Below are 21,001 nucleotides of genomic sequence, written 5' to 3'. Positions count from 1 at the left end.
GCAGCGGCGCATCACCCCGATCTCGCACTCGGGAGTTCTCAAAGGAGAGAAAGAACCATGCGATCCAAGCCCTTCCTCGTCGTGCTCGCCGCCTCGACCCTCGCCCTCACCGCCTGCTCGTCCGGAGGGACCGCCTCCGAGGAGCCCGCGGCCGCCGGCGGCGCCGTCGAGTCGCTCCAGATCATCGTCCCCGCCGACCCGGGCGGCGGCTGGGACCAGACCGGCCGCGCGATGTCGCAGCTGCTGACCGCCGAGGAGCTCGTCGGCTCGGCCCCCGTCACCAACGTCGGCGGCGCGGGCGGCACCGTCGGCCTCGCCTCCCTCGCCAACGAGAAGGACCCGAACACCCTGATGGTCACCGGCCTCGTCATGGTCGGCGCGGTCGAGACCAACGCCGCCGACGTGCGGATGGAGGACACCACTCCGATCGCCCGCCTCACCGAGGAGTCTCTCGTCATCGTCGTGCCGGCCGACTCCGAGTACGAGACCCTCGAGGACCTCGCCGACGACATCGTCGACAAGGGCCAGGAGGTCACCGTCACCGGCGGCTCCGCGGGCGGCGCCGACCACATCCTCGCGGGCCTGCTCCTCGAGTCGGCCGGCCTCTCGGGCGACGAGATCGCCGAGAAGCTCAACTACATCCCCAACTCGGGCGGCGGCGAGGCCGTCTCGCTGATCCTCGGCAACAACGTGGGCGCCGGCATCTCGGGCGTGGGCGAGTTCCTCGAGCACATCGAGGCGGGCACCATGCGCGCCCTCGCCGTCTCGTCGGCCGAGCCCGTCGAGTCACTGCCGGACGTCGAGACCATGACCGAGGCCGGTTACGACGTGACCCTCACCAACTGGCGCGGCGTGCTGGCCCCCTCCGACATCACGGAGGAGGAGACCGCAGCCCTCACGGACCTCGTCACCGAGCTGCACGGCACCGAGGCGTGGACCGAGGAGCTCGCGACCCGCGGCTGGACCGACGCGTTCCTCACCGGCGACGAGTTCGGCGACTTCCTCGAGTCCGACATCACCGAGGTCGGCGCGACGCTGAAGAACATCGGGCTGGTCGACTGATGTCGACCTCCGCTCCTCCGGTGGCCCCGGGGACGGATGCGGCCCGCGCCGACCGGGGCCGCCTGATCGGCGAGCTGATCTTCGCGGTGCTCGCCGTCGCCCTCGGGATCTTCGTCTTCGTCGGCGCGTTCTCGATCCGCGCTCCCGGCGCCGGCTCGCAGGTCGGCCCGCGGGTCTTCCCGTTCCTGGTCAGCGGCATCCTCACCTTCTCGGCGGTCATGGTGCTGATCGACGTCCTCCGAGGCCGCCTCGGCCCGCAGGAGGAGGGCGAGGACATCGACTCCTCGGCGAAGACCGACTGGGTCACCCTGGGCAAGCTCGTCGCCTTCGTCATCGCGCACATCGTCCTCGTCGATCTGATCGGCTGGGCGCTCGCCGCGGCCGTGCTCTTCGGCGGAGTGGCCTGGTCGCTGGGCGCGAAGAAGTGGTGGGTCGCGATCCTCGTCGGCCTGGCGCTGGGCCTGGTCGTGCAGATCGTCTTCGGCGGTCTGCTCGGGCTCTCGCTGCCGCTGGGTCCGCTCCTGGGCTGGCTGCAGCCCCTCCTCGATGCGATCGGAGGCTGACGTGGACAACATCTCGGCACTGCTCGAGGGCTTCGCGATCGCCGCGCAGCCCGAGTACCTGGTCTTCGCGTTCCTGGGCGTGCTGGTCGGCACCGCCGTCGGCGTGCTGCCCGGCATCGGCCCGGCCATGACGGTGGCGCTGCTGCTGCCGCTGACCTACACGCTCGACCCCACCGCGGCGCTGATCACCTTCGCCGGCATCTACTACGGCGGCATGTACGGCGGCTCGACCACGAGCATCCTGCTGAACACGCCGGGGGAGTCGGCCTCGATCGTCACCGCGCTCGAGGGCAACAAGATGGCGAAGATGGGGCGCGGAGCCGCGGCCCTCGCCACCGCGGCCCTCGGCTCGTTCGTCGCCGGCACCGTCGCCACCGTGCTGCTGACCCTCCTCGCCCCGACCATCGCGGCCTGGGCCGTGAACCTCGCTCCCGCCGACTACGTGGCCCTGATGGTCATCGCGTTCATCACCGTGGGCGCCCTGCTCGGCTCCTCCGTCTGGCGCGGACTCAGCTCGCTGGGGCTGGGCCTCTTCGTGGGCCTGGTGGGCACCGAGATCCTCTCGGGCCAGCAGCGCTACACCTTCGGACTGCTGCCGCTCGCCGACGGCATCGACGTGGTGCTCGTGGCGGTCGGCCTCTTCGCGGTCGGCGAGACGCTCTACGTGGCGTCCCGGATGCGGCACGGCGGCATCCAGGTGATCCCCGTGACCCGCGGATGGCGCAGCTGGATGACCCGCGACGACTGGAAGCGCTCGTGGAAGCCGTGGCTGCGCGGCACCGCGATCGGCTTCCCGATCGGCACGATCCCGGCCGGCGGCGCGGATGTGGCGACGTTCCTGTCGTACGCGACCGAGCGCAAGCTCTCGAAGCACAAGCACGAGTTCGGCCGTGGGGCGATCGAGGGCGTGGCCGGTCCGGAGTCGGCGAACAACGCGGCGGCGGCGGGCGTGCTCGTGCCGCTGCTGACCCTGGGCCTGCCGACGACCGCGACCGCCGCGATCATCCTCTCGGCGTTCCAGAGCTACGGCATCCAGCCCGGACCGCAGCTGTTCACCAACCAGCCGGGACTCGTCTGGGCGCTGATCGCGAGCCTCTACATCGGCAACGTGATGCTGCTGGTGCTGAACCTGCCGCTGGTGGGCATGTGGGTGAAGCTGCTGCAGATCCCGCGCCCGTACCTCTACGCGGGCATCCTGACCTTCGCGGTGCTGGGCGCGTACGCCGTCAACTTCTCGACGGTCGACATCGTGATCCTGCTGGTCGTCGGAGTGGTGGGCTACTTCCTCCGCCGCTTCGGCTACCCGGTGGCGCCGCTGGTGATCGGGCTGATCCTCGGTCCGATGGCGGAGGCGCAGCTGCGCCGGGCGCTGCAGCTCTCGCAGGGCGACCTGACCGCGCTGGTCACCCGTCCGTTCGCGGCCTTCGCGTACCTCGCGCTGATCGTCATCATCGCGCTCGGCCTCTACCTCCGCTCGCGCCAGAGCCGGATGGAGCGGGCGATCGCCGCGGCGACGGTCGTCGACGAGTCGGTGCAGTCGGCGGTCGACACCGCCTACCGCCCGGGCGAGCGCCCGACCGACATCGACACCACCGGCGTGAACCAGGTGACGGGCACGACCGGCATCCGCACCGTCGAGAAGGGCCCTCGCCGCAAGAAGTAGGAGGGATGTCGAGACGGCCGCTGCGCGGCCTACTCGATCAGCAAGGACCCCCTTGCTGGTCGAGTAGCCGCGCAGCGGCGTATCGAGACCCGCCCCTCACGAGACGTCCTCGGACCGTCGAGACACCCCGCAGCAGCGGGACGTGTCGACGGCACGGGGACGTCTCGTCGTTCGGGCCTCGGGAGGCACCGATTCAGTCGACGGCAGAAGGTCCGATCGAGAGTCGCTCGATCTCGCTGGTCGGCCAGTCGGGCTCGTCCCTCGCATCCGCCGCCGTCACGACCTTGTCGAACATGCGGATGAGGGGGCCGAGGTCCATCTGGTCGGAGCCTGCGCGCGCTGCGGCGTGGTTCTCCTCGCCGTGAACAGGGCGCCAGTCGAGCTGCCAGCCCGCGCGCAGAGCCACCCGGTTCCAGAAGATCCGCTGAGTGCGACCGTTCCCCTCTCTGAAGGGATGGAGGTAGTTGATCTTCTCGTAGTGGTACGCCAGCTTCTCGACGAAGACCGGACGGCTCAGTCCCACTAGGAGGCCGTCGTCGACCAGCTCGGCGAACGAGGTCCGCGCGGCCCGTTCGATGAGTCCCCAGGGCAGGAAGTACTCGGCGCCGGGCACGTCTTTCCGGACGTCCACGATGCGGATCTGCCCAGCCCAGTCGTACACGTCCTGGAAGAGGTGGCGGTGGATGGCGCGCAGCTCGGCCAGATCGTTCGTCGGAGGAACCGGGGCGTCGATGAGCTGCAGGGCCCGCGCGAAGGAGAGATCCGCTTCAGCGCGAGCGAGGACGGAGTCGCTGTCCGCACCGACGAGATTCCGGAGAATCGACGTGCCCGGTATCAGGTACGGGTCGACGAAGTCAGGAGAGGCCATAGCGGGCTCGGACCCGATCGACCAGTTCGGTCGAATCGATCTGCCCTGCGACGTAGCGATCGGCATCCGCGAGAGTCTCGTCGGAGACGGTCAGCCCCTCGATCTCGGCGCTGTGAACGGCTGCTTCGACGTGCGACGCGCGCGTCTCGGTGATCGTCATCGTGCCTCCTCTCGCTGTCCGTCCATGCTAACCAGTGCCTCCGACAGGGAGGGGCGCCCGCGCGTTCGACCGCTTCTGGAGCGCAACCCCCGACGGCTCCGGTCTCGGGCTCGCGATCGCCCGGCAGGTCGTCGAGCACGACTCCGGCACCATCGAGCTGCTCGACACCACGGGGGGGCGGAGTCACGGCGCGCCTGGTGCTGCGGCGCGCGGGGTGACGACGGATCTTCTGGGAAGCGCGGGTCTCGATACGCCCCTGCTCGGCTACTCGACCAGCATGCAGAGGAGGAGTCTCCTCCCGGTGGACCCACCCTCACGAGACGTCCTCCGAACGTCGAGACAGCCCGCAGCACCGGGACGTCCCGACGGTCCAGGGACGTCTCGTCGTCGGTACCGCCGGCCGCGCGAGGGCCGTATCAAGACCCGCGTCCGCCGACGGCCGGCGTCAGCCCTCGACGGGCTCCCACCCGTTCTCCCGGCAGGCGTCCGCGAAGGCGGCCGACGCCGTGGTGAAAGCGGCCTCGTCGCCGGATCCGAGCGCCGCCGTCATCGCGGCCGACGCGCTCCGGAGCTCCGCCGGATCCTCGCCCGTCAGCAGCTCGGCGACGGTCTCGACGATGCGCTCGCGCCGTTCCTCCAGCCGTCCTCCGCTCACCCATCCCGCGTGAGCGTTGCACGCCTCGGTCGCCGGGGTCGAGAGGCCGGGCGCGCAGCCCGCCAGCGCGAGCACCAGCGCGGTCGCCACTCCGACCTGCGCGCCGAGTCGCCCGGGAAGGCGCGTTCTCCCGGCGTGTCGGCAGCCGTTCCGGGCAGCTGAGCGCGGGCCGGTCATGCCGGCAGCAGGCCGATGATCACCGACATCACCAGGATCGTCACGAGCTCGTGCGTGACGTTGAGGATCGTGAGCTTCGCGGGGCGGCCCTCGAAGGCGTCGTGGGTGATCATCCGGGCTGCGGTGAAGCCGACGAAGAGGAACAGGCCGGTGATCAGGGAGTTCGCGAACCAGCTTCCGCCGTAGAAGGCGTGCGCGATGTCGACGCAGCCGGCCAGGACCAGCGCGGTGACGAGGCTGACGACCAGGGTCACCAGGATCGGCACCACCGCGCTGCGGGTGCGCATGCTCTCGTCGGTGATGCCGGTGAGGCGCATCCAGAGCGTGCCGAAGACCTTCGGGGTGTACCAGACCGAGCCGACGATCATCGTCGAGAGGGTGGCGAGGGCGACGGCCCAGGGATTGATGTCGGGGACCACGGCGGGGCCTTCCTCGAGGGGCGCCGCGGGTTCGGCGTGCCGCTCACCCTAGGGCCGCGGCGCCCGCTCCGGGCGGCCCCTCAGCGCGCGGGCGGCACCTCGATCGCGTGCGCGCTCCCGCTCACCGTGATCCCTCCGGAGGCGGGGACATCGACGAGCAGCACGCTCGGCCGGCCGACGTGGCGACCCTGGCGCACGACGACGCGGGTGGGAGGCGCGGCCGCGCCGATCGCGCGCAGCCAGCCGCCGAGCGCGGCGGCCGCGGAGCCGGTGGCGGGGTCCTCCGAGAGGGTGCCGACGGGGAACAGGTTGCGCGTTTCGAACGCGCCGTCGGGCAGGGCCCGCGCGATCGTCACCGTGCCGCTCCAGCCGCGCGCGTCCATCAGCAAGCGCATCGCCGCCGGCTCGAACGAGAACCCGTCGAAGACCGCGGCGTCCTCGAGCACCAGGATCGGATGCCGGTTGCCGGCGTACGACTCGGCCGGCGCGAACCGCGCATCCAGCGCCGCCCGATCCAGGCCCAGGAGCCTCAGGATCGCGTCGATGTCGGCGTCCGGCAGCGGGACGACCCGCGGCTCGACGCTCGTGAACGAGGCGAGCACGGCGCCGTCCTCGACGCGCGTCCCGATCGCGACCTCGCCGACGGGGGTGTCGAAGACGAACGCTCCGGCTCCGTCGCGCTCGGCCAGGGCGACCGCCGTGGCGATGGTCGCGTGGCCGCAGAACGGCACCTCGGCGACCGGCGAGAAGTAGCGCATCCGGAACCGCCGCGGCCCGATGCGCTCGATCGCGAAAGCGGTCTCGGCGTAGCCGACGTCGGCGGCGATGCCCTTCATCGCGGCGTCGTCGAGGGCGGTCGCGTCGAGCACGACCCCGGCGGGGTTGCCGCCGTCGGGGGTCGCGGGGAAGGCGGCGAGGCGGAGGATCTCGGTCACGCGGTCCACCGTGCCCGACCCGGGCGGGGTGCGGTAGGGCCGATGCGGGGTGCGCGGCCCTCCCCGGGCGCCGATCCGTCGAGAACGGCCGGCCCGCGCGCTCTCCGCCGGCCGTTCGTGACGGGTCAGCGGCCGCAGGACGCCACCGACCGCCGAAGCCGCGCCGACCGGACGGCGCTCAGAGCGACGCGAGGTACGAGCGCCACCCGCCGAAGCGGGTGATGTCCTCGGCGCCCTCGACCGCGATCGGCTCGACCAGGAACCCGCTCACGAGTGTCCCGTCGGCCAGCGTCACCTTCCCGATCGCCATCGGCTGCGGCAGCGCGGCGACGAACGAGCCGAACGCTGCGTCGTCCAGCCGCCACACCTCCACCTCGAGGGCCGAGCCGTCGGCGACGCGCACCACTCCGGGCTTCGGCGGCGTCGTGGCCAGGGCGACCAGCCGGTAGTCGGTGCTCGTCGTGGTCGTCGAGACGAGCTCGGCGCCCCGATCGGTGAGCTGCCCGTTCAGCGGCTGGCCGGTCAGGTGGGCGCCGGCGACGGCGAGGAGGACGGTCATGAGCGGTTCCAGACGAGGTCGGCGAGTCGGTGGTCGGAGAAGGCGGGGCCGATGAGCTGGACGCCGAACGGGAGCCCGTCGACGACGCCGGCGGGGTAGGCCACGGCCGCCAGATCGAGCAGGTTGGCGAAGTTCGTGAAGCGGCCGAGGCGCGAGTTGACGCCGATCGGATCCGCGGCCACGGCTGCGAGCGTCGGATGCTCGACCGTCGTCGGCAGCAGCAGGGCGTCGATCCGCTCGAAGACCTCGTCCGAGACGACGCGGGCCCGGTCCAGGCGCTCCTGGTCCTGGAAGAGCTTCCACGCCGGCAGCTCCCGCGCCGCGCCGATGATGCGGCCCACGGTCGGGTCGACCTCGTCGGGGTGCGCGTCGACGAAGGCGCCGACGGCGGCGTAGCGCTCGGCGACGAACGCGCCGTCGTAGAGCATCCGAGCGGTCTCGAGGAACACCTCGATGTCCAGGGGGACCACCTCGGCCCCCGTCGCGACCCAGCGCGCGACCTCCGCGTCGAAGGCCTCGGCCCAGCCGGGGGCCAGTTCGCCGACCTGCCCCGGCAGCGGCACGCCGATCCGCGGGGTCCCGGCGACCGGAGCCGTGGATCCGGAGCGGCTGAGCGGGTCGCGCGCGTCCGGCCCCGCCATCACGTCGAGTGCCCGCCGTGCGACGGCGGGGTCGGCCGCCATCACCGTCACGACGTCCAGACTCCGGCAGGCCGGCACGACACCCGCCGCGCTCACCCAGCCCTTCGTCGGCTTCAGCCCCACGAGTCCGTGGAACGCAGCGGGAACGCGTCCGGAGCCCGCGGTGTCGGTTCCGAGCGCGAAGTCGGCCGCACCCAGCGCGACCGCGACGGAGGAGCCCGAGGACGAGCCTCCGGAGATGCGCGTCTCGTCGACCGCGTGCCGCACCGCCCCGTAGGGGGAGCGGCTGCCGACGAGCCCGGTCGCGAACTGGTCGAGATTGGTGGAGCCGAGGACGACCGCTCCGGCCGCGCGCAGCCGCGCCACCGTCGTCGCGTCCTCGACGGGCTCGAAGGCGAAGGCCGGGCACGCCGCGGTCGTCGGCAGTCCCGCCACGTCGATGTTGCCCTTCACCGCGAAGAGCAGCCCGGCGAGCGGCAGCGCCGGATCGACCGCTGCCAGCTCGGCCACCACGTCGGCCTCGGGTCGCAGCGCGATGAACGCCTCGGGTCGCGACCGCAGCCGCTCGTAGCGCTCGGCGACGTGCGCCGCCGTGTCCCGGATCATGCCGCCTCCTCCTCGATCAGCGGTTCGAGCACGACGAGCACCGTCCCCGCCGTCACCTGGACGCCCACCTCGGCGACCACCTCGACCACGCGGCCGGCCGTCGGCGCGGTGACGGGCGCCTCCATCTTCATCGCCTCGAGGGCGACGAGCGTCTGACCGGCCTCGACGAGATCGCCGACCGCCACGTCGAGCCGGAACACCGTCGCGACGAACGGCGCCTCCACGGCCTCGCAGCCCTCGGGCACGACGACCGCGGGGCCATCGGCCGGAGCCGGCACCGCGTCCTCGCGGTCGAACTCGCCCGAGGCGCGCCACGCGTCGCGCTCGGCGCCGAACGCGGCGGCCTGCCCTTCGCGGAACTCGGCGATGCCGGAGGCGTTCTCCGCGAGGAACTCCTCGTACTCGGCGAGCGAGAACTCGCCGTCCTCGATCCGCAGCGGCAGGCGTCCCGCGGCCATCTCGGCGCGCAGCTCGAGCAGCTCCTCCGGCTCCACCGGGTACCAGCGGATGCGGTCGAAGAAGCGCAGCAGCCACGGCACTCCGTCCTCGAACGCCCCGGCCGGGTGGTGCGTGGACCAGATCGGCACCGTGCGGCCGACGAACTGGTACCCGCCGGGGCCCTCCATCCCGTAGATGCAGAGGTAGGCGCCGCCGATGCCGACCGCGTTCTGCGGAGTCCAGGTGCGCGCCGGGTTGTACTTCGTGGTCACCAGGCGGTGCCGGGGGTCGAGCGGAGTCGCGACCGGCGCGCCGAGATAGACGTCGCCGAGCCCCAGCACCAGGTACTCGGCCTCGAACACCGTCCGGTACACGTCGTCGACGCTGTCGAGGCCGTTGATGCGGCGGATGAACTCGATGTTCCACGGGCACCACGGAGCGTCGTCACGGACCCCGGCCATGTAGCGGCGGATCGCCTCGCGCGTCGACGGGTCGTCCCACGCCAGCGGCAGGTGCACGGTGCGGCTCGCGACCCGCAGGTCCGCGGTCGCCGGCAGCACCGCCTCGGCCGCGAGGACCGCCTGCGCGACGGCCTCGGTGCTCGTGGTGCGCGGATCGAAGTGGACCTGCAGCGAGCGGATGCCCGGGGTCAGCTCGATCACGCCCGGCAGGCCGGCGGCCTCGAGCGTCTCGGCGATCGCGTGCACCCGCATGCGGGAGGCGATCTCGAGGCTCATCTCGCCGACCTCGACGAGCAGGTTGGCGTCTCCGCTGCGCCGCAGCACGACCGAGGGTGCGCCGTCGCGGGCCGGCAGCCGGTGCAGGACGCCCTGGTCCTCGACCGGTGCCCGTCCCGCGCTCGGCACGTCCAGCGGCGCGTCCAGGAGTCCCGTCGCCTGCGCGGAAGTGACCGGCACGAACCGCACGGTGTCGCCCGGACGGAGCTGACCGAGCCGCCAGAGGTGCCCGGTCGCGACCGTCGCGGGGCAGGTGAAGCCGCCCAGGCTCGGACCGTCGGGGCCCAGCAGGATCGGCAGGTCGCCGGTGTAGTCGACCGCGCCGACCGCGTACGGGGTGTCGTGGATGTTGGAGGGGTGCAGTCCCGCCTCGCCGCCGTCCGAGCGGGCCCAGCGCGGCTTCGGCCCGACGAGGCGGACGCCGGTGCGGGCTGAGTTGAAGTGCACGTCCCAGTCGGTGGCGTAGAAGACGGCCATGTCGTCCTCGGTGAAGAACTCCGGAGCGGCGTGCGGGCCCTCGAGGGCCGCGATCGTCCACGCCTTCGGGAACTCGGGGCGCTCGGCCGACGGCACCGGAGCGACGGGCTGCGGTGCCGCCGGAGTCCGGATCCCGAGGACGTCGCCCGGCGCGAGGGCGCGTCCGGCGTGTCCGCCGATCGCGCCGAGGTCGAAGGTGCTCGCCGATCCGAGGATCAGCGGCACGTCGAGGCCGCCCTCGACCAGGAGGTACATCCGCATGCCGCGCTCGGCCGTGCCGACGGCGAGCACGCCGCCCGCGGGCACCTCGACCGGCTCCCAGGCCGCGACCGGTGCTCCGTCGAGCGTCGCGGGAGCGGGGGCGCCGGTCAGCACGATCCGCGTGGCGCTGTGGAAGCGGAGCGTCGGCCCGCTCATCGTCATCTCGAGTCCGGGCGCCGCGGCGGGGTTGCCGAGAGCCTCGTTGCCGAGCCGGAACGACAGCGGGTCCATCGGCCCCGACGGCGGGATGCCGACCGGCCAGTAGCCGAGGCGCCCGGGCAGGTCCTGCACCGTGGTGAGCATGCCGCCCTTGAGCACTTCGAGCCGCGGAGTCGCGTCGCGGATCCCGTCGAGCGTCGCGGTCGAGTGCTCCGCGGCGAGGACGGCGGGCTCGACGGCGATCGCGCGCAGGAGGCCGGTGTTCGTCGCGATCCCGTCGACCCGGGTGCCCTCGAGCGCCTCGCCGAGCGCCGCCCAGGCCGCAGCGCGGTCCTCGGCGTGCACGATCACCTTCGCCAGGAGCGGGTCGTACGCCGTCGAGACCTCGCTGCCGGGGCGGATCCAGCCGTCGATCCGCGCGCCCGCCGGGTACTCGAGGGCCGTGACCGTGCCCGAGCTCGGCGCGTTGCCCAGGTCTGGATTCTCGGCGTAGACGCGCGCCTCGACCGCCGCGCCGGAGGGCTCGGGAAGCGTGTCGAGGAACGCCGTCTCGCCCTGCGCGAGTCGCAGCATCCACTCGACCAGGTCGATCCCGTAGCGCGCCTCGGTGACGGGGTGCTCGACCTGCAGGCGTGTGTTGACCTCGAGGAACGCCGCCTCCTGCCGCACCGGGTCGTAGATGTACTCGACGGTGCCGGCGCTGCGGTAGCCCGCGTCGGCGCAGAGCCGCGCCGACGCCTCCGCGATGCCCGTGCGCACGGAGTCGGGCAGGTCGGGGGCGGGACTCTCCTCGATCACCTTCTGGTTGCGGCGCTGGAGCGAGCAGTCGCGGTCGCCGAGGGTGAGCACGCGGCCGTCGCCGTCTCCGAACACCTGCACCTCGATGTGGCGGGCCCGTTCGACGAGCCGCTCGAGGAACACGCCGGCCGAGGAGAAGCCGGCCTCGGCGAGACGCCGCACCTCGCGCCACGCGGTGCGCAGCTCGGACTCGTCGCGGCAGGCCCGCATGCCGATGCCGCCGCCTCCCGCCGTCGCCTTGAGCATCACGGGGTAGCCGATCCGCCCGGCCTCGGCGGCGGCGTGGTCGGCGTCGTCCAGCAGCCCGGTGCCGGCGAGCATCGGCACCCCGGCGCGCTCGGCCGCGTCGCGGGCGGTGTGCTTCGCGCCGAAGATCTCGAGCTGCTCGGGGGTCGGACCGACGAACACGATCCCGGCGGCCTCGCAGGCACGCGCGAAGTCGGCGTTCTCGCTCAGGAACCCGTAGCCGGGATGGATCGCACCCGCGCCGGTCGCCCGCGCGGCCTCGAGGATCCGGTCGATCCTCAGGTAGCTGTCGCTCGCGGCGGCCGGACCGATCCGCACGGCCTCGTCGGCGAGCGCGACGTGCGCGGCGCCGAGGTCGGCGTCGGAGTGGACCGCGACGGTGCGCAGGCCCATCCGCTTCGCCGTCCGCAGGATCCGGACCGCGATCTCGCCGCGGTTGGCGACGAGGAGCGTGTCGAAGGTCATCGTGCGGCCACTCCGTCGAAGACGATCATCTCGGCGCGCGAGGGGTCGAAGCCGTTGCAGGGGTTGTTGATCTGCGGGCAGTTCGAGACGACCACGAGGGTGTCGCGCTCGGCGCGCAGCGTCACGCTGAGACCGGGGGAGGAGATGCCGTCGACGATGCCGAGAGCGCCGTCGGGGTCGACGGGCACGTTCATGAACCAGTTGACGTTCGACACCTGGTCGCGCTTGCCCATCCCGTAGCGCGAGAGCTCCGCGACGAAGTTCTCGGCGCACGCGTGCTGCGAGTAGGTGTGGAAGCCGTAGCGGAGCGTGTTGCTCTCCTTCGAGCAGGCGCCGCCGAGGGTGTCGTGGCGCTCGACGTCGGTCGCGATCACGCTGAGCAGCGGGCGGTGCTCTGCGTCGCGCAGCACCGAGCCGGCCGTCAGGTAGACGCTCGACTGGGCCTGCAGCGTGGCCGGGGCGGAGTAGGCCGTGTGGTCGACGGCGTCGTAGGCGAGGAAGTCGACGGCCTGGTTGCCGTCGACGTCGACGATCACGAGGACCTCGCCCGCCCGCAGCAGGCGCGACCAGGGCGCACGGGCGGCGACGGTCTCGCGGTGGATCTCGGTGCCGTGGTCGGTGTCGGTCATGCGATGCCCCTCGCCTGCAGGAAGTCGTCGGTGTTCAGGAACGCGCGGCGCCCCTCCGGAGTCGCGGAGCGCAGTGGATCGTCGGGCCCGGCCGGCTCGCCGCGCCAGGCGAGCACGTCGACCGGCCCGCACGAGTAGGCCGGCCGGGGGTCGAGCGGATGCGCGGTGTTCGCCAGGAGGACGATCGCGGGCATCTCGAGGCGGAGGACGACCGAACGGCCCGGTCCGGCGCTGCCGAGGTACTCGGGGGAGCCGTCCGCGCGGATCCGCACGCCCTGGAAGTAGGAGACGCTGGGCGCGAGATCAGGGCGGCCGAGCCCCTGCTTCGCGGCACCGAGCAGCAGCAGCTCGCGACCGGCGGGCGAGGGCCCCTGCGGGGAGCCGTCGCCGTAGCGCTCGACGTTGCGGGCGAGGGCGCTCGTGCCGTAGATCGTGTCGTGGTGCCCGGAGTCGTCCGAGACCGTGCTCGCGAGCACGCGGCCCTGGTCGCTCAGCAGGAGCTGACCGGCTCCGGCGTAGACCTGCCACTGCACCTTGACGGTGTCGGCGACGTTGAGGCGCTCGTGCGTGCCGACCGCGCTGGAGAGCAGGAGCGAGACGCACGCGTCCCCGGTGACGTCGGTCAGGCGGAGGTGGGTGCCGCGGGCGAGAGCGCGGTGTCCGTACCCGCCGCCGGCGATCCGCTCGGACCAGCGCAGATCCTCCGGCGTCGTGCCCGCGGGCGGATCGGCGTGCAGGCTCGCGGGCAGCAGCGGGCCGGTCTCGGCGGGTGTTCCCTCCTGGGCCCGGGCGTGCGCGCGGGCGCCCGCCGTGGTGGAGGTGGTCGATGCGCTCATCGGTCTGCGCCCTTTCTCGATCGTGCTCCGCGCGGCCCGGCGGTCCCGAGCTTTCTATCGTTCGACAGGAAGTCGATCACGCGCCGGTGTCGCGGGCGTGACCCCGGTGTTGCGATCGTGTTTCGCGCGCGGCGCCTGCGCCGCTTCTCCGAGAGCCGCTTCTCCAGAAGTTGCGGGAAGTGCGAGCGATTACCGCAACTTCTGGAGGAGCACCGAAGGGCCGCCACGCCGTTTCTCCACAAGTTGCGGGAAGCGCGAGCGGCTAGCGCAACTTCTGGAGGAGCGCGGAGGAGCCGGGCAGGACCGGCGCCGCCCCGCTGCTACCGTCGAGCGCATGGCCAGCGCACCCACCGGACGGCCGCGCGCCTCCGGAGCGTCGCTCACCGGCCTCGGCACCCGGGCCGACATCCTCGCCGCCGGTGCCGCGCTCTTCTGCACCGAGGGCTTCGGCAGCACGAGCACGCACGCCATCGCGGGCGCCGCCGGGATCCGGCAGGCCTCGCTGTACCACCACTTCGCCGGGAAGCACGCGGTGCTGCTCGAGCTGCTGCTCGGCACCGTCCAGCCCTCGCTCGACGCCGCCGCCCAACTGCTGGCGCGCGACGAGTCACCTGCTGCGCGCCTCTGGGCGCTGTGCGTGTCGGACGTGCGGCTGCTCTCGGCGGGCGAGCACAACGTCGGCGCGCTCTACCTGCTGCCCGAGCTGGGCGACGAGCGGTTCGCGGCCTTCCGCGAGCGGCGCTCCGAGCTCGAGACCGCCTACCGCACCCTCGTGGCGGCGTGCGGAGCCGAGGACGTCGAGGTCGGAGCCGCTCTCGTGCTCGCCCTCGTCGAGAACGTGATCCTGCAGCGCCGCCGCCCCGAGATCGACCTCGAGCGCCACGGCGAGGCGGTGGCGCTCGCCGCGCTGCGCGTGCTCGACCTCGACCGCGCGGCCGTCGCGGAGGCACTCGCCACCGGCCCCGCCGTGCTCGCGCACCTGACCTGAGTCACCGGCCCGCCGAGTCCTCACGAGTCGTCGTCGTCGAGCGCCGAGTACGACGATTCCTGAGCAGTCGAGCGACGCCCCGCGCGGCGGAGTTAACGCGATCGTTGCACGCCCGAAAAAATCGGCGCCTCCGGGCGCGGCAGGATCCGTGTCTATCAACCGATAGAAACACCCGCCGCACCACGAGCAGCCTGGAGCACGCATGATCATCCTCGGAGTGGGGATCACCGTCCTGGTGATCCTCGCCGTCGGCATCGCGGTCGCCCGCAAGATCGACGGCGACAGCGCCAACTACCTCGTCGCCGGCCGCCGTCTGGGCATCCCGCTCGTCGCGGTCTCCCTCACCGCCGCTGCGGTCGACTCGAACGCGACCGTCGGCAACACCGACCTCACCTCGCAGTTCGGCTTCTGGGCCGGCGCCTCGCTCGCCATCGGACTCGCGATCTGCCTCCTGATCACGGGGCTCTTCCTCGCCAAGCCCATGAACGCGATGAAGCTCTTCACGCTCGCCGACTTCTTCCGGATGCGCTACGACCGCACCACCGAGATCGTCGCGTCGGTGATCATGGTGCTCTCGTTCACGATCCTGCTCGCGGGCAACCTGGTCGCCTGCGGTTTCCTCCTCGAGCGCTTCGCCGCCATCCCCTACGCGTGGGGAGTGATCCTGTCGGTCGCCCTGGTGCTGACCTACACGATCGCCGGCGGACTCTTCTCGGACGCCTACACGGCCGCCATCCAGACCGTCATCACGGTCGTCGCCGCGATCTCGCTGCTCGTCTGGGTCGCACTCGCCTACGGCATCGTGATCCCCGAGGGGATGGGCCCGTTCGACTTCGAGCAGCTGACCGACCCGGCCATGGGGGCGCCGGTGAACTGGGCGACCCTCGTCGCTCTGGGCATCGGCGACCTCGTCGCCATCGACTTCATGCAGCGCATCTTCGGCGCCAAGTCGCCCGAGGTCGCCCGCCGCGCGTGCTACGCCGCCGCGGCCGGGACCGCCGCGATCGGCACGATTTTCGCGATCGTGGCGCTCACCGCGAGCGCGGTCCTCGGCATCTCGGCGGCCGACGGACCGATCCTGTTCACGCTCCTCGACGACTACGCGCCGCCGCTGATCGCGATCCTGGTGCTCTCGGGCGTCGTGGCGGCGTCGTTCTCGACCGCGTCCGGAGCGATCCTGGCCACGTCCGCGATCGTCGTGCGCAACGTCCTCTCGGTCCGACGCCACACCGGCTCCGGGGTCGACCCGCTGCTGAAGTGGACCCGTGTCGCGATGGTCCCGATCGTGATCCTCGGCTCGTTCCTCGCGATCCGGGTGAGTCAGACGGGCATCCTGCTCACGCTGGCGTTCGACCTCATGCTCGCGTGCCTCGCGGCGCCGTTCCTGATCGGGCTCTTCTGGAAGCGCCCGGGAGTGACGGCCGCGCTCGTCGCGGCGGGAGTCGGCTTCACCGTGCGGATCGTGTTCCTGGCGCTCACCCCGACGCTCTACGGAGTGCCGAACGACATCCTCTATGTGCCGAACGACCTGATCGGAGCCGGTTTCGACGGCTACGCCACGCTCGTCGCCGGAGCCATCGGCTTCGGGACCTTCGTCGTCGTCGGTCTGCTCGCTCCGCGCTCCTCGCGCGAGCTCGACGGCGAGCGCACGGTGCGCCGCGAGCTCGACGAGGAGCAGGCGGGCGTCCTCGAGCCCGCGGGCGTCTGACCCGGCCCGATCCACCCGCACATCCCGATCCGTCGCGAGCGGCCGCCCCGGCGGCGGTCCGACCCGCCGTTCGCGACGGATCGTTGTGCGGATCCGGTCAAGCCCCTCCCGCGGGTGCGGCGCATCCCGTTGGCTCCTGAGGGTGGGGACGACGACGCGGAAACGGCTCGTGCGCGAGCGCGCCTACCAGGGCGGGTTCCTGATCGGCGTCGCGCTGATGGCCGCCGTCGACGAGATCGTCTTCCACCAGATCCTCGGCTGGCACCACTTCTACGACCGCTCGACCCCCGCGATCGGACTGCTGTCGGACGGGCTGCTGCACGCGGTCGAGGTCGTCGCGCTGGTCGCGGGGTTCTTCCTGCTGCTCGACGCGCGCCGCCGCTCGGCGCTCCGCGTGCCCGTCGCGGTGGCGGGCGGACTGACCGGCGCGGGACTCTTCCAGCTGTGGGACGGCGTCGTCGACCACAAGCTCCTCCGCGTGCACCAGGTGCGCTACGAGGTCGACCTGCTGCCCTACGACATCGCGTGGGTCGCCTCGGGCGCACTCCTGCTCGTCGCAGGGGGGGTGCTGTCGATGCGCGTGCGGCGGGGCGCGTGACTCCGCACGTCCACCCCCTGCTCGATCCCGGCCTCGTGCTGAGCCTCCCGCTCGTCGTCGCGGCGGCGCTCGCCGTCGGGGCGAGCCACGCGGAGTCCCGCCGCGGCCGCCCCTGGCCGCTGCGCCGGCTCCTCCTGCTGCTCGCCGGCCTCGGAGTCGCGATCGCCTCGCTGACCGGCCCGTTCGCGCAGTGGGCCCACGCGGATCCGCGCGGCGCGATGCTCGCGCACCTCGCGCTGGGCCTGCTCGCGCCCCTCCTGATCACGACCTCGGCGCCCGTCACGCTCGCCCTGCGCGCCCTCGACGTGACCGCCGCCCGCCGTCTCTCCCGCGTGCTGCGGAGCCGCCCGGCCCGCGTGCTCGCGCACCCGATCCCCGCCGTCCTGCTCTCGACCGGCTCGCTCTGGCTCGTGCACGCGACGGGCCTGCTCGAGGCCGCGCACGCGGATCCGCTGCTCCACGCTCTGCTCGGCGTGCACTTCCTCGCCTCGGGCTGCCTGCTCACCGGCGCGCTGGTCGGCGTCGACCCGGCGCCGCACCGCGCGCCGTTCGGACTGCGGCTCGGAGTGGTCCTCGGCAGCATCGCCGCGCACGCGCTGCTCGGCACGACCCTCTACGCAGAGGCCCCGAGCGACGTCGAGCGGCAGGCGGCGCAGATCCTGTACTACGGAGGCGACCTGCTCGAACTCGCGCTCGTCACGGTCCTCTTCGCGCAGCACTACGCGGCGACCGCCCCCGGGAGGGCGCGCAAGCCCCTCGGCGGCCGGCCCGTGCATCCGTAGAGTCGCCGGATGCTGCTGATCTTCGGGACCCGCTCGATCGAGGACGTCCTGCGCGTGCTCGTCTTCGTCTGCCGCGTCTGCGGCGTGCGCGACGAGCAGCGCGTGATCCGGAGCCGGACGCGGCTGTCCCTCTTCTTCGTCCCGCTGTTCACGGTGTCGTCGCGGTACCTCCTGGAGTGCAACAACTGCGGGACGGTGTCGCGCATCACGAAGCAGGAGGCGGAGGGCACCGTCCGCTGGGCGGGCAACTCGGACGCGTGACGCGGCGCGAGTGGACGCGAAGCGGACCCTGAGTCGCACCGACCGCCCGTTCCGCGCCCACTCGCGACGCGTAGCCACCGCGACTAGGCGCGAACCGGGGACCGGGGAGAGATGAGCGCCCGTTCCGCGCCCGCTCGCTCCGGCGTGCCGCGTCGCCCCGACGGACGACACGGACCGCCCCGCGGATCACTCCGCCGCGCGCACCTGCAGCGTCGTGAACGGCGCAGACGGGAACACCAGTTGGGTCAGCGTGCTCAGCCCGCCGCCGACGAACACCTCGAGCACCGTCGCATCGACGACGATCCGGATCGACACGCGGTCCGCGCCGCCGCGAGGAGGCAACGGGGCCCAGTCGACCGAGGGGAACGACGGCGCGAAGTCCACCGCTCCGCTCCGGGTGCGGTCGCAGGTGAGGACGCCCTCGTCGGCGTCGACCGTGAGGATCACCGCCTCGTCCGTGGTGTCGGTGAGGAGGCGGAGCTCCGTGCGGTCCCCGGGCCGGCACGAGACGTCGACGTCGAAGACGCGCAGAGCGGAGGAAGCGGGCAGGATCGGGCGCTGCGCCAGGGCGAGGCGGCCGTCGGCCCCCTCGACGAGGTCGATCTCGCGCACGAGCGACATCGACGAGCGCCAGGGCGTGGTCGGAGTGTCGCCGGCGTAGTCCCAGTTGCTGGCCCACGCGATCGTGAGGCGGCGGTCATCGGGGGCGTCGTTGAACGAGACGGCGGCGTAGTAGTCGCGGCCGTAGTCGAGCCAGTCGTAGTCGGCGGGATCGGCGGAGTCGCTGATCCGGTCGGCCGTGAACTTCGCGCCGTCGAAATCGCCGACGAAGTACTGGCTGCCGGATCCGCCGGCGATCCCGCCCGGGTTGAGGCTGACGATCATCAGCCAGCGGACCTCGTCGGTGCCGCGCACGCGCAGGGGGAACAGGTCGGGGCACTCCCACACGCCGCCCGTGGCGTGCGCGGGGCCGAAGTGCGAGCGCCGGGTCCACTCCTTCAGGTCGTCCGAGGTGTAGACGACGACGCGGCGCTCGACCGCCTCGACGGCCACCATCACCCAGTGGCCGTCGTCGCCGCCGAACCGGAACACCTTCGGGTCGCGGAACTCGGCCGAGCCGATGTCGAGCACCGGGTTGCCGGCGTACCGCGTCCACGTGCGCCCGTCGTCGACGCTGAAGGCGAGCGCCTGCGCCTGCGAGGCTCCCGTGCCGTCGGCACCCGGCGCGCGGGCGGCGGTGTACACCGCGACGAGGGCGGTCTCGCCCGGTTCCGCGAAGCCCGCGGTGTTGCGGACGTCGGCGACCGCGCTGCCCGAGAAGGCCATCTCGCCGTCGAGGACGGGGATCGCGACCGGCTGCTCCTCCCACGACACGAGGTCGGTCGATGTCGCGTGCCCCCACGAGATGTTGCCCCAGGTGCTGCCGGTCGGGTTGTTCTGGAAGAACAGGTGGTAGACGCCGTTGTGGAAGAGCAGCCCGTTGGGGTCGTTCAGCCAGGTGTCACGGGCGGTGAAGTGCGCGGACGGACGCCAGGCGTCGGTCGTGGAGGTGAGGGTCACAGGGGCTCCTGAATGCGAGGGGGTCGGTGCGGCCGGTCGGGGGAACGGGAGAGGGGAGGCGCGGACGGACGTCCGCCCGCGCCTCCGGGACTACTCGCCGCCGCTCTGGAAGCGGTCGTACGCCTGCTGGTAGGTGGCGGTGACGTCCTCGACGCCCATCGACTCGAGCTGCGAGACGTACGAGTCCCACTCGTCCTCGACGGTGCCGTTGACGATCCAGGCCGCGAACTTCTCCTTCACCAGCGTGTTGATGTCGGTGAGCGCGAACGAGACGCGGTCGAGCTCGTCGTTCGAGAGCAGCACCGGCGGGTAGGCGTCGTTCGCCTTGTACGGGAGGTAGTACTCGTTCACGAGGTCCTGGCGCTCCTTCGCGCGCGGCTCGGGAGCCACGACGGTCGCGAAGTCCTCCTCCGTGGTGATCTTCGGGCCGCCGGGGGCGACCTTCTGGCGGCGCTCGCCCTCGGACTCGCCCGCCGCGGCGGGGATCTGCACGAGCATCCCGGAGGCGTCCTTCTCGAGCGTCGTTCCGATCGGGCCCCAGCTGGTCTGGGCGCTCATCTCGGGGTCGAAGAGGCGGTCGGCCCAGCGCATGGTGGCGGCGGGGTACTCGTTGGAGCGCGTGATCGCCATCGCTCCGCGGTTGATCTCCTGGTTGCTGGTGACGCTGGCGCGCTTGACCCCGTCGACGCCTTCGAGCACGCCGAGCACGGCGTAGTCGCCGAGGCGGTCCTCGCCGATCATCTCCTTCGCCTCCCACCAGAAGAACGAGCCGAGGATCTCGGTGTCGGCCTTGCCCTTCGAGAGGTACGCGACGTCGTCCTGCGAGAACGACTCCGGGTCGATCAGGCCGTCGGCGTACCAGTCGGCCAGGGCCTCGACGCCCTGCTTGTAGCCGTCGGTGTCGGCGGTGAACTGCACCTCGCCGTCGACGACGATGCGGTGGTCGTTGTTCTCGGGCTGGCCGCCGAGCGCCGCGATCAGGTCGTGCGGGTTCGCGCAGAAGGAGTCGGTGCGGAACGACAGCGGCAGCTCGTCGGCCTCGCCGTTCCCGTTCGGGTCCTGGGTCGCGAACGCCTCGAGGGCGGCGCGGTACTCCTCGATGGTGGTCGGCATCGGGATGCCGAGCTTCTGGAGCCAGGCCGTGTTGATGAAGAGGAAGTTCGGGTACTGCAGGATCCCGAGCTCCTCGACCGAGGGCAGCGTGTAGATGTGCCCGTCCGAGGCGGTCAGGGCGGCGCGGATGTCCGGCCGCTCGTCGAGGATCCCCGAGAGGGTCGGCGCGTGCTCCTCGATCAGGTCCTCGAGCGGCAGGAGGGTGCCGTTCTCGCCGTACTGCACGATCTCGGCGTCGGTGAGCCCGGAGTTGAAGAGCACGTTGGGCACGTCGTCGCTGGCGAGGAGGAGGTTCTTCTTCTCGGCGTAGACCTGCTCGGGCAGGTTCTTCCACTCGATGGCGATGTTCGTGTCCGCCTCCCACTGCTGCACGAGCTGCATCGTCGAGTACTCGGGGGCGAGCGCCGACTTCGTGCCGCCGAAGGTCAGCGAGAGCTTCTCGTCGACGATCGGCAGGCCGGTCTCGCGGAAGCCGACCTCGGCGGAGCGGTCCTCGACCGGGTCGGAGGCGCCGCCGCCCGTGCAGCCGGCGAGCAGGAGGCTCCCGGACAGGCCGAGGGCGGTGAGGGTGAGGAAACTGCGGTGTCTCATCGGTGTGATCTCTCTCGTGTGAGGGTGCGACGGGGTCGCGGGAGGG

At 72.2% G+C, this 21,001-nt stretch carries 20 protein-coding genes; 8 read left to right on the top strand and 12 right to left on the bottom strand.

Features of this window, described 5'->3' with window-relative positions:
* Positions 1-57 precede the first annotated feature (57 nt).
* From LRG51_RS11395 to LRG51_RS11385, 3 genes are read left to right on the top strand one after another with little or no spacing between them, the layout of a single operon-like run.
* The gene (locus LRG51_RS11395; protein WP_230672815.1) at positions 58-1,062 is read left to right on the top strand and encodes a Bug family tripartite tricarboxylate transporter substrate binding protein; all 1,005 of its coding nucleotides are present in this window, start codon (positions 58-60) and stop codon (positions 1,060-1,062) included.
* Positions 1,062-1,625: a tripartite tricarboxylate transporter TctB family protein gene (locus tag LRG51_RS11390; protein ID WP_082480876.1), complete on the top strand. Its 564-nt coding sequence runs from the start codon at positions 1,062-1,064 to the stop codon at positions 1,623-1,625. Before LRG51_RS11395 ends, LRG51_RS11390 begins: the two co-directional genes overlap by 1 nt.
* A gap of 1 nt (position 1,626) precedes the next feature.
* The gene (locus LRG51_RS11385) at positions 1,627-3,288 is read left to right on the top strand and encodes a tripartite tricarboxylate transporter permease (RefSeq protein WP_230672814.1); all 1,662 of its coding nucleotides are present in this window, start codon (positions 1,627-1,629) and stop codon (positions 3,286-3,288) included.
* A 193-nt stretch (positions 3,289-3,481) separates the two neighbouring features.
* On the opposite strand, the gene LRG51_RS11380 is transcribed toward LRG51_RS11385, so the two are convergent.
* From LRG51_RS11380 to LRG51_RS11335, 10 genes are all read right to left on the bottom strand, one after another.
* The gene (locus tag LRG51_RS11380) at positions 3,482-4,156 is read right to left on the bottom strand and encodes a Fic/DOC family protein (RefSeq protein WP_230672813.1); all 675 of its coding nucleotides are present in this window, start codon (positions 4,154-4,156) and stop codon (positions 3,482-3,484) included.
* Positions 4,143-4,316 carry a hypothetical protein gene (locus tag LRG51_RS11375; protein ID WP_230672812.1) on the bottom strand — a complete coding sequence of 58 codons (174 nt, stop codon included), beginning with the start codon at positions 4,314-4,316 and terminating at the stop codon, positions 4,143-4,145. Before LRG51_RS11375 ends, LRG51_RS11380 begins: the two co-directional genes overlap by 14 nt.
* 445 nt (positions 4,317-4,761) lie before the next feature.
* Entirely contained in the window at positions 4,762-5,061 is a 300-nt protein-coding gene (locus tag LRG51_RS11370; protein ID WP_055784743.1) for a hypothetical protein, read from the bottom strand.
* Positions 5,062-5,144: 83 nt separating this feature from the next.
* On the bottom strand, positions 5,145-5,567 hold the full coding sequence (locus LRG51_RS11365) for a DUF1761 domain-containing protein (RefSeq protein WP_055784746.1): 423 nt from the start codon (positions 5,565-5,567) through the stop codon (positions 5,145-5,147).
* Between the two features lie 80 nt (positions 5,568-5,647).
* Complete coding sequence (locus tag LRG51_RS11360) at positions 5,648-6,502, bottom strand: PhzF family phenazine biosynthesis protein (protein WP_055784749.1); 855 nt, start codon at positions 6,500-6,502, stop codon at positions 5,648-5,650.
* 178 nt (positions 6,503-6,680) lie between these two features.
* Positions 6,681-7,061, bottom strand: coding sequence for an allophanate hydrolase-related protein (locus LRG51_RS11355; RefSeq protein ID WP_200930944.1), 381 nt, complete (start codon positions 7,059-7,061; stop codon positions 6,681-6,683).
* Positions 7,058-8,308: an allophanate hydrolase gene (atzF, locus tag LRG51_RS11350; protein ID WP_230672811.1), complete on the bottom strand. Its 1,251-nt coding sequence runs from the start codon at positions 8,306-8,308 to the stop codon at positions 7,058-7,060. The genes LRG51_RS11355 and atzF overlap by 4 nt, the downstream gene beginning before the upstream one ends.
* Positions 8,305-11,889, bottom strand: a complete 3,585-nt coding sequence (gene uca, locus LRG51_RS11345; RefSeq protein WP_230672810.1) for an urea carboxylase — start codon at positions 11,887-11,889, stop codon at positions 8,305-8,307. The genes atzF and uca overlap by 4 nt, the downstream gene beginning before the upstream one ends.
* Positions 11,886-12,518, bottom strand: a complete 633-nt coding sequence (locus tag LRG51_RS11340; protein ID WP_230672809.1) for an urea amidolyase associated protein UAAP2 — start codon at positions 12,516-12,518, stop codon at positions 11,886-11,888. Before LRG51_RS11340 ends, uca begins: the two co-directional genes overlap by 4 nt.
* Positions 12,515-13,354, bottom strand: coding sequence for an urea amidolyase associated protein UAAP1 (locus tag LRG51_RS11335; protein WP_230672808.1), 840 nt, complete (start codon positions 13,352-13,354; stop codon positions 12,515-12,517). The genes LRG51_RS11340 and LRG51_RS11335 overlap by 4 nt, the downstream gene beginning before the upstream one ends.
* 334 nt (positions 13,355-13,688) lie before the next feature.
* On the opposite strand from LRG51_RS11335, the gene LRG51_RS11330 reads away from it, so the two are divergent.
* The 5 genes from LRG51_RS11330 to LRG51_RS11310 all read left to right on the top strand — a co-directional run bounded on the left by LRG51_RS11330 (position 13,689) and on the right by LRG51_RS11310 (position 17,691).
* Positions 13,689-14,342 (top strand): TetR/AcrR family transcriptional regulator, encoded by a 654-nt coding sequence (locus LRG51_RS11330; protein WP_230672807.1) that lies wholly within the window; start codon positions 13,689-13,691, stop codon positions 14,340-14,342.
* A 202-nt stretch (positions 14,343-14,544) separates the two neighbouring features.
* Positions 14,545-16,050: a sodium:solute symporter family protein gene (locus tag LRG51_RS11325; RefSeq protein WP_055784766.1), complete on the top strand. Its 1,506-nt coding sequence runs from the start codon at positions 14,545-14,547 to the stop codon at positions 16,048-16,050.
* Positions 16,051-16,192: 142 nt separating this feature from the next.
* A complete protein-coding gene (locus LRG51_RS11320; RefSeq protein ID WP_055784770.1) occupies positions 16,193-16,648 on the top strand; it encodes a DUF2243 domain-containing protein in 456 nt (151 codons plus the stop codon).
* The gene (locus LRG51_RS11315; protein ID WP_230672806.1) at positions 16,645-17,430 is read left to right on the top strand and encodes a cytochrome c oxidase assembly protein; all 786 of its coding nucleotides are present in this window, start codon (positions 16,645-16,647) and stop codon (positions 17,428-17,430) included. Before LRG51_RS11320 ends, LRG51_RS11315 begins: the two co-directional genes overlap by 4 nt.
* A 9-nt stretch (positions 17,431-17,439) precedes the next feature.
* On the top strand, positions 17,440-17,691 hold the full coding sequence (locus tag LRG51_RS11310; protein ID WP_055784776.1) for a zinc-ribbon domain-containing protein: 252 nt from the start codon (positions 17,440-17,442) through the stop codon (positions 17,689-17,691).
* 186 nt (positions 17,692-17,877) lie between these two features.
* Here LRG51_RS11310 and LRG51_RS11305 read toward each other — a convergent pair whose 3' ends face one another.
* Both LRG51_RS11305 and LRG51_RS11300 read right to left on the bottom strand, forming a co-directional pair.
* On the bottom strand, positions 17,878-19,251 hold the full coding sequence (locus tag LRG51_RS11305) for a glycoside hydrolase family 32 protein (RefSeq protein WP_230672805.1): 1,374 nt from the start codon (positions 19,249-19,251) through the stop codon (positions 17,878-17,880).
* A 90-nt stretch (positions 19,252-19,341) separates the two neighbouring features.
* Positions 19,342-20,955 (bottom strand): ABC transporter substrate-binding protein, encoded by a 1,614-nt coding sequence (locus LRG51_RS11300; protein WP_230672804.1) that lies wholly within the window; start codon positions 20,953-20,955, stop codon positions 19,342-19,344.
* Positions 20,956-21,001 lie beyond the last annotated feature (46 nt).

Source organism: Rathayibacter sp. Leaf248 (assembly GCF_920939495.1).
GTDB lineage: Bacteria > Actinomycetota > Actinomycetes > Actinomycetales > Microbacteriaceae > Rathayibacter > Rathayibacter caricis.
The sequence above is the reverse complement of the archived record's forward strand: the minus strand, read 5'-3'. Positions and strand labels throughout refer to the sequence as shown.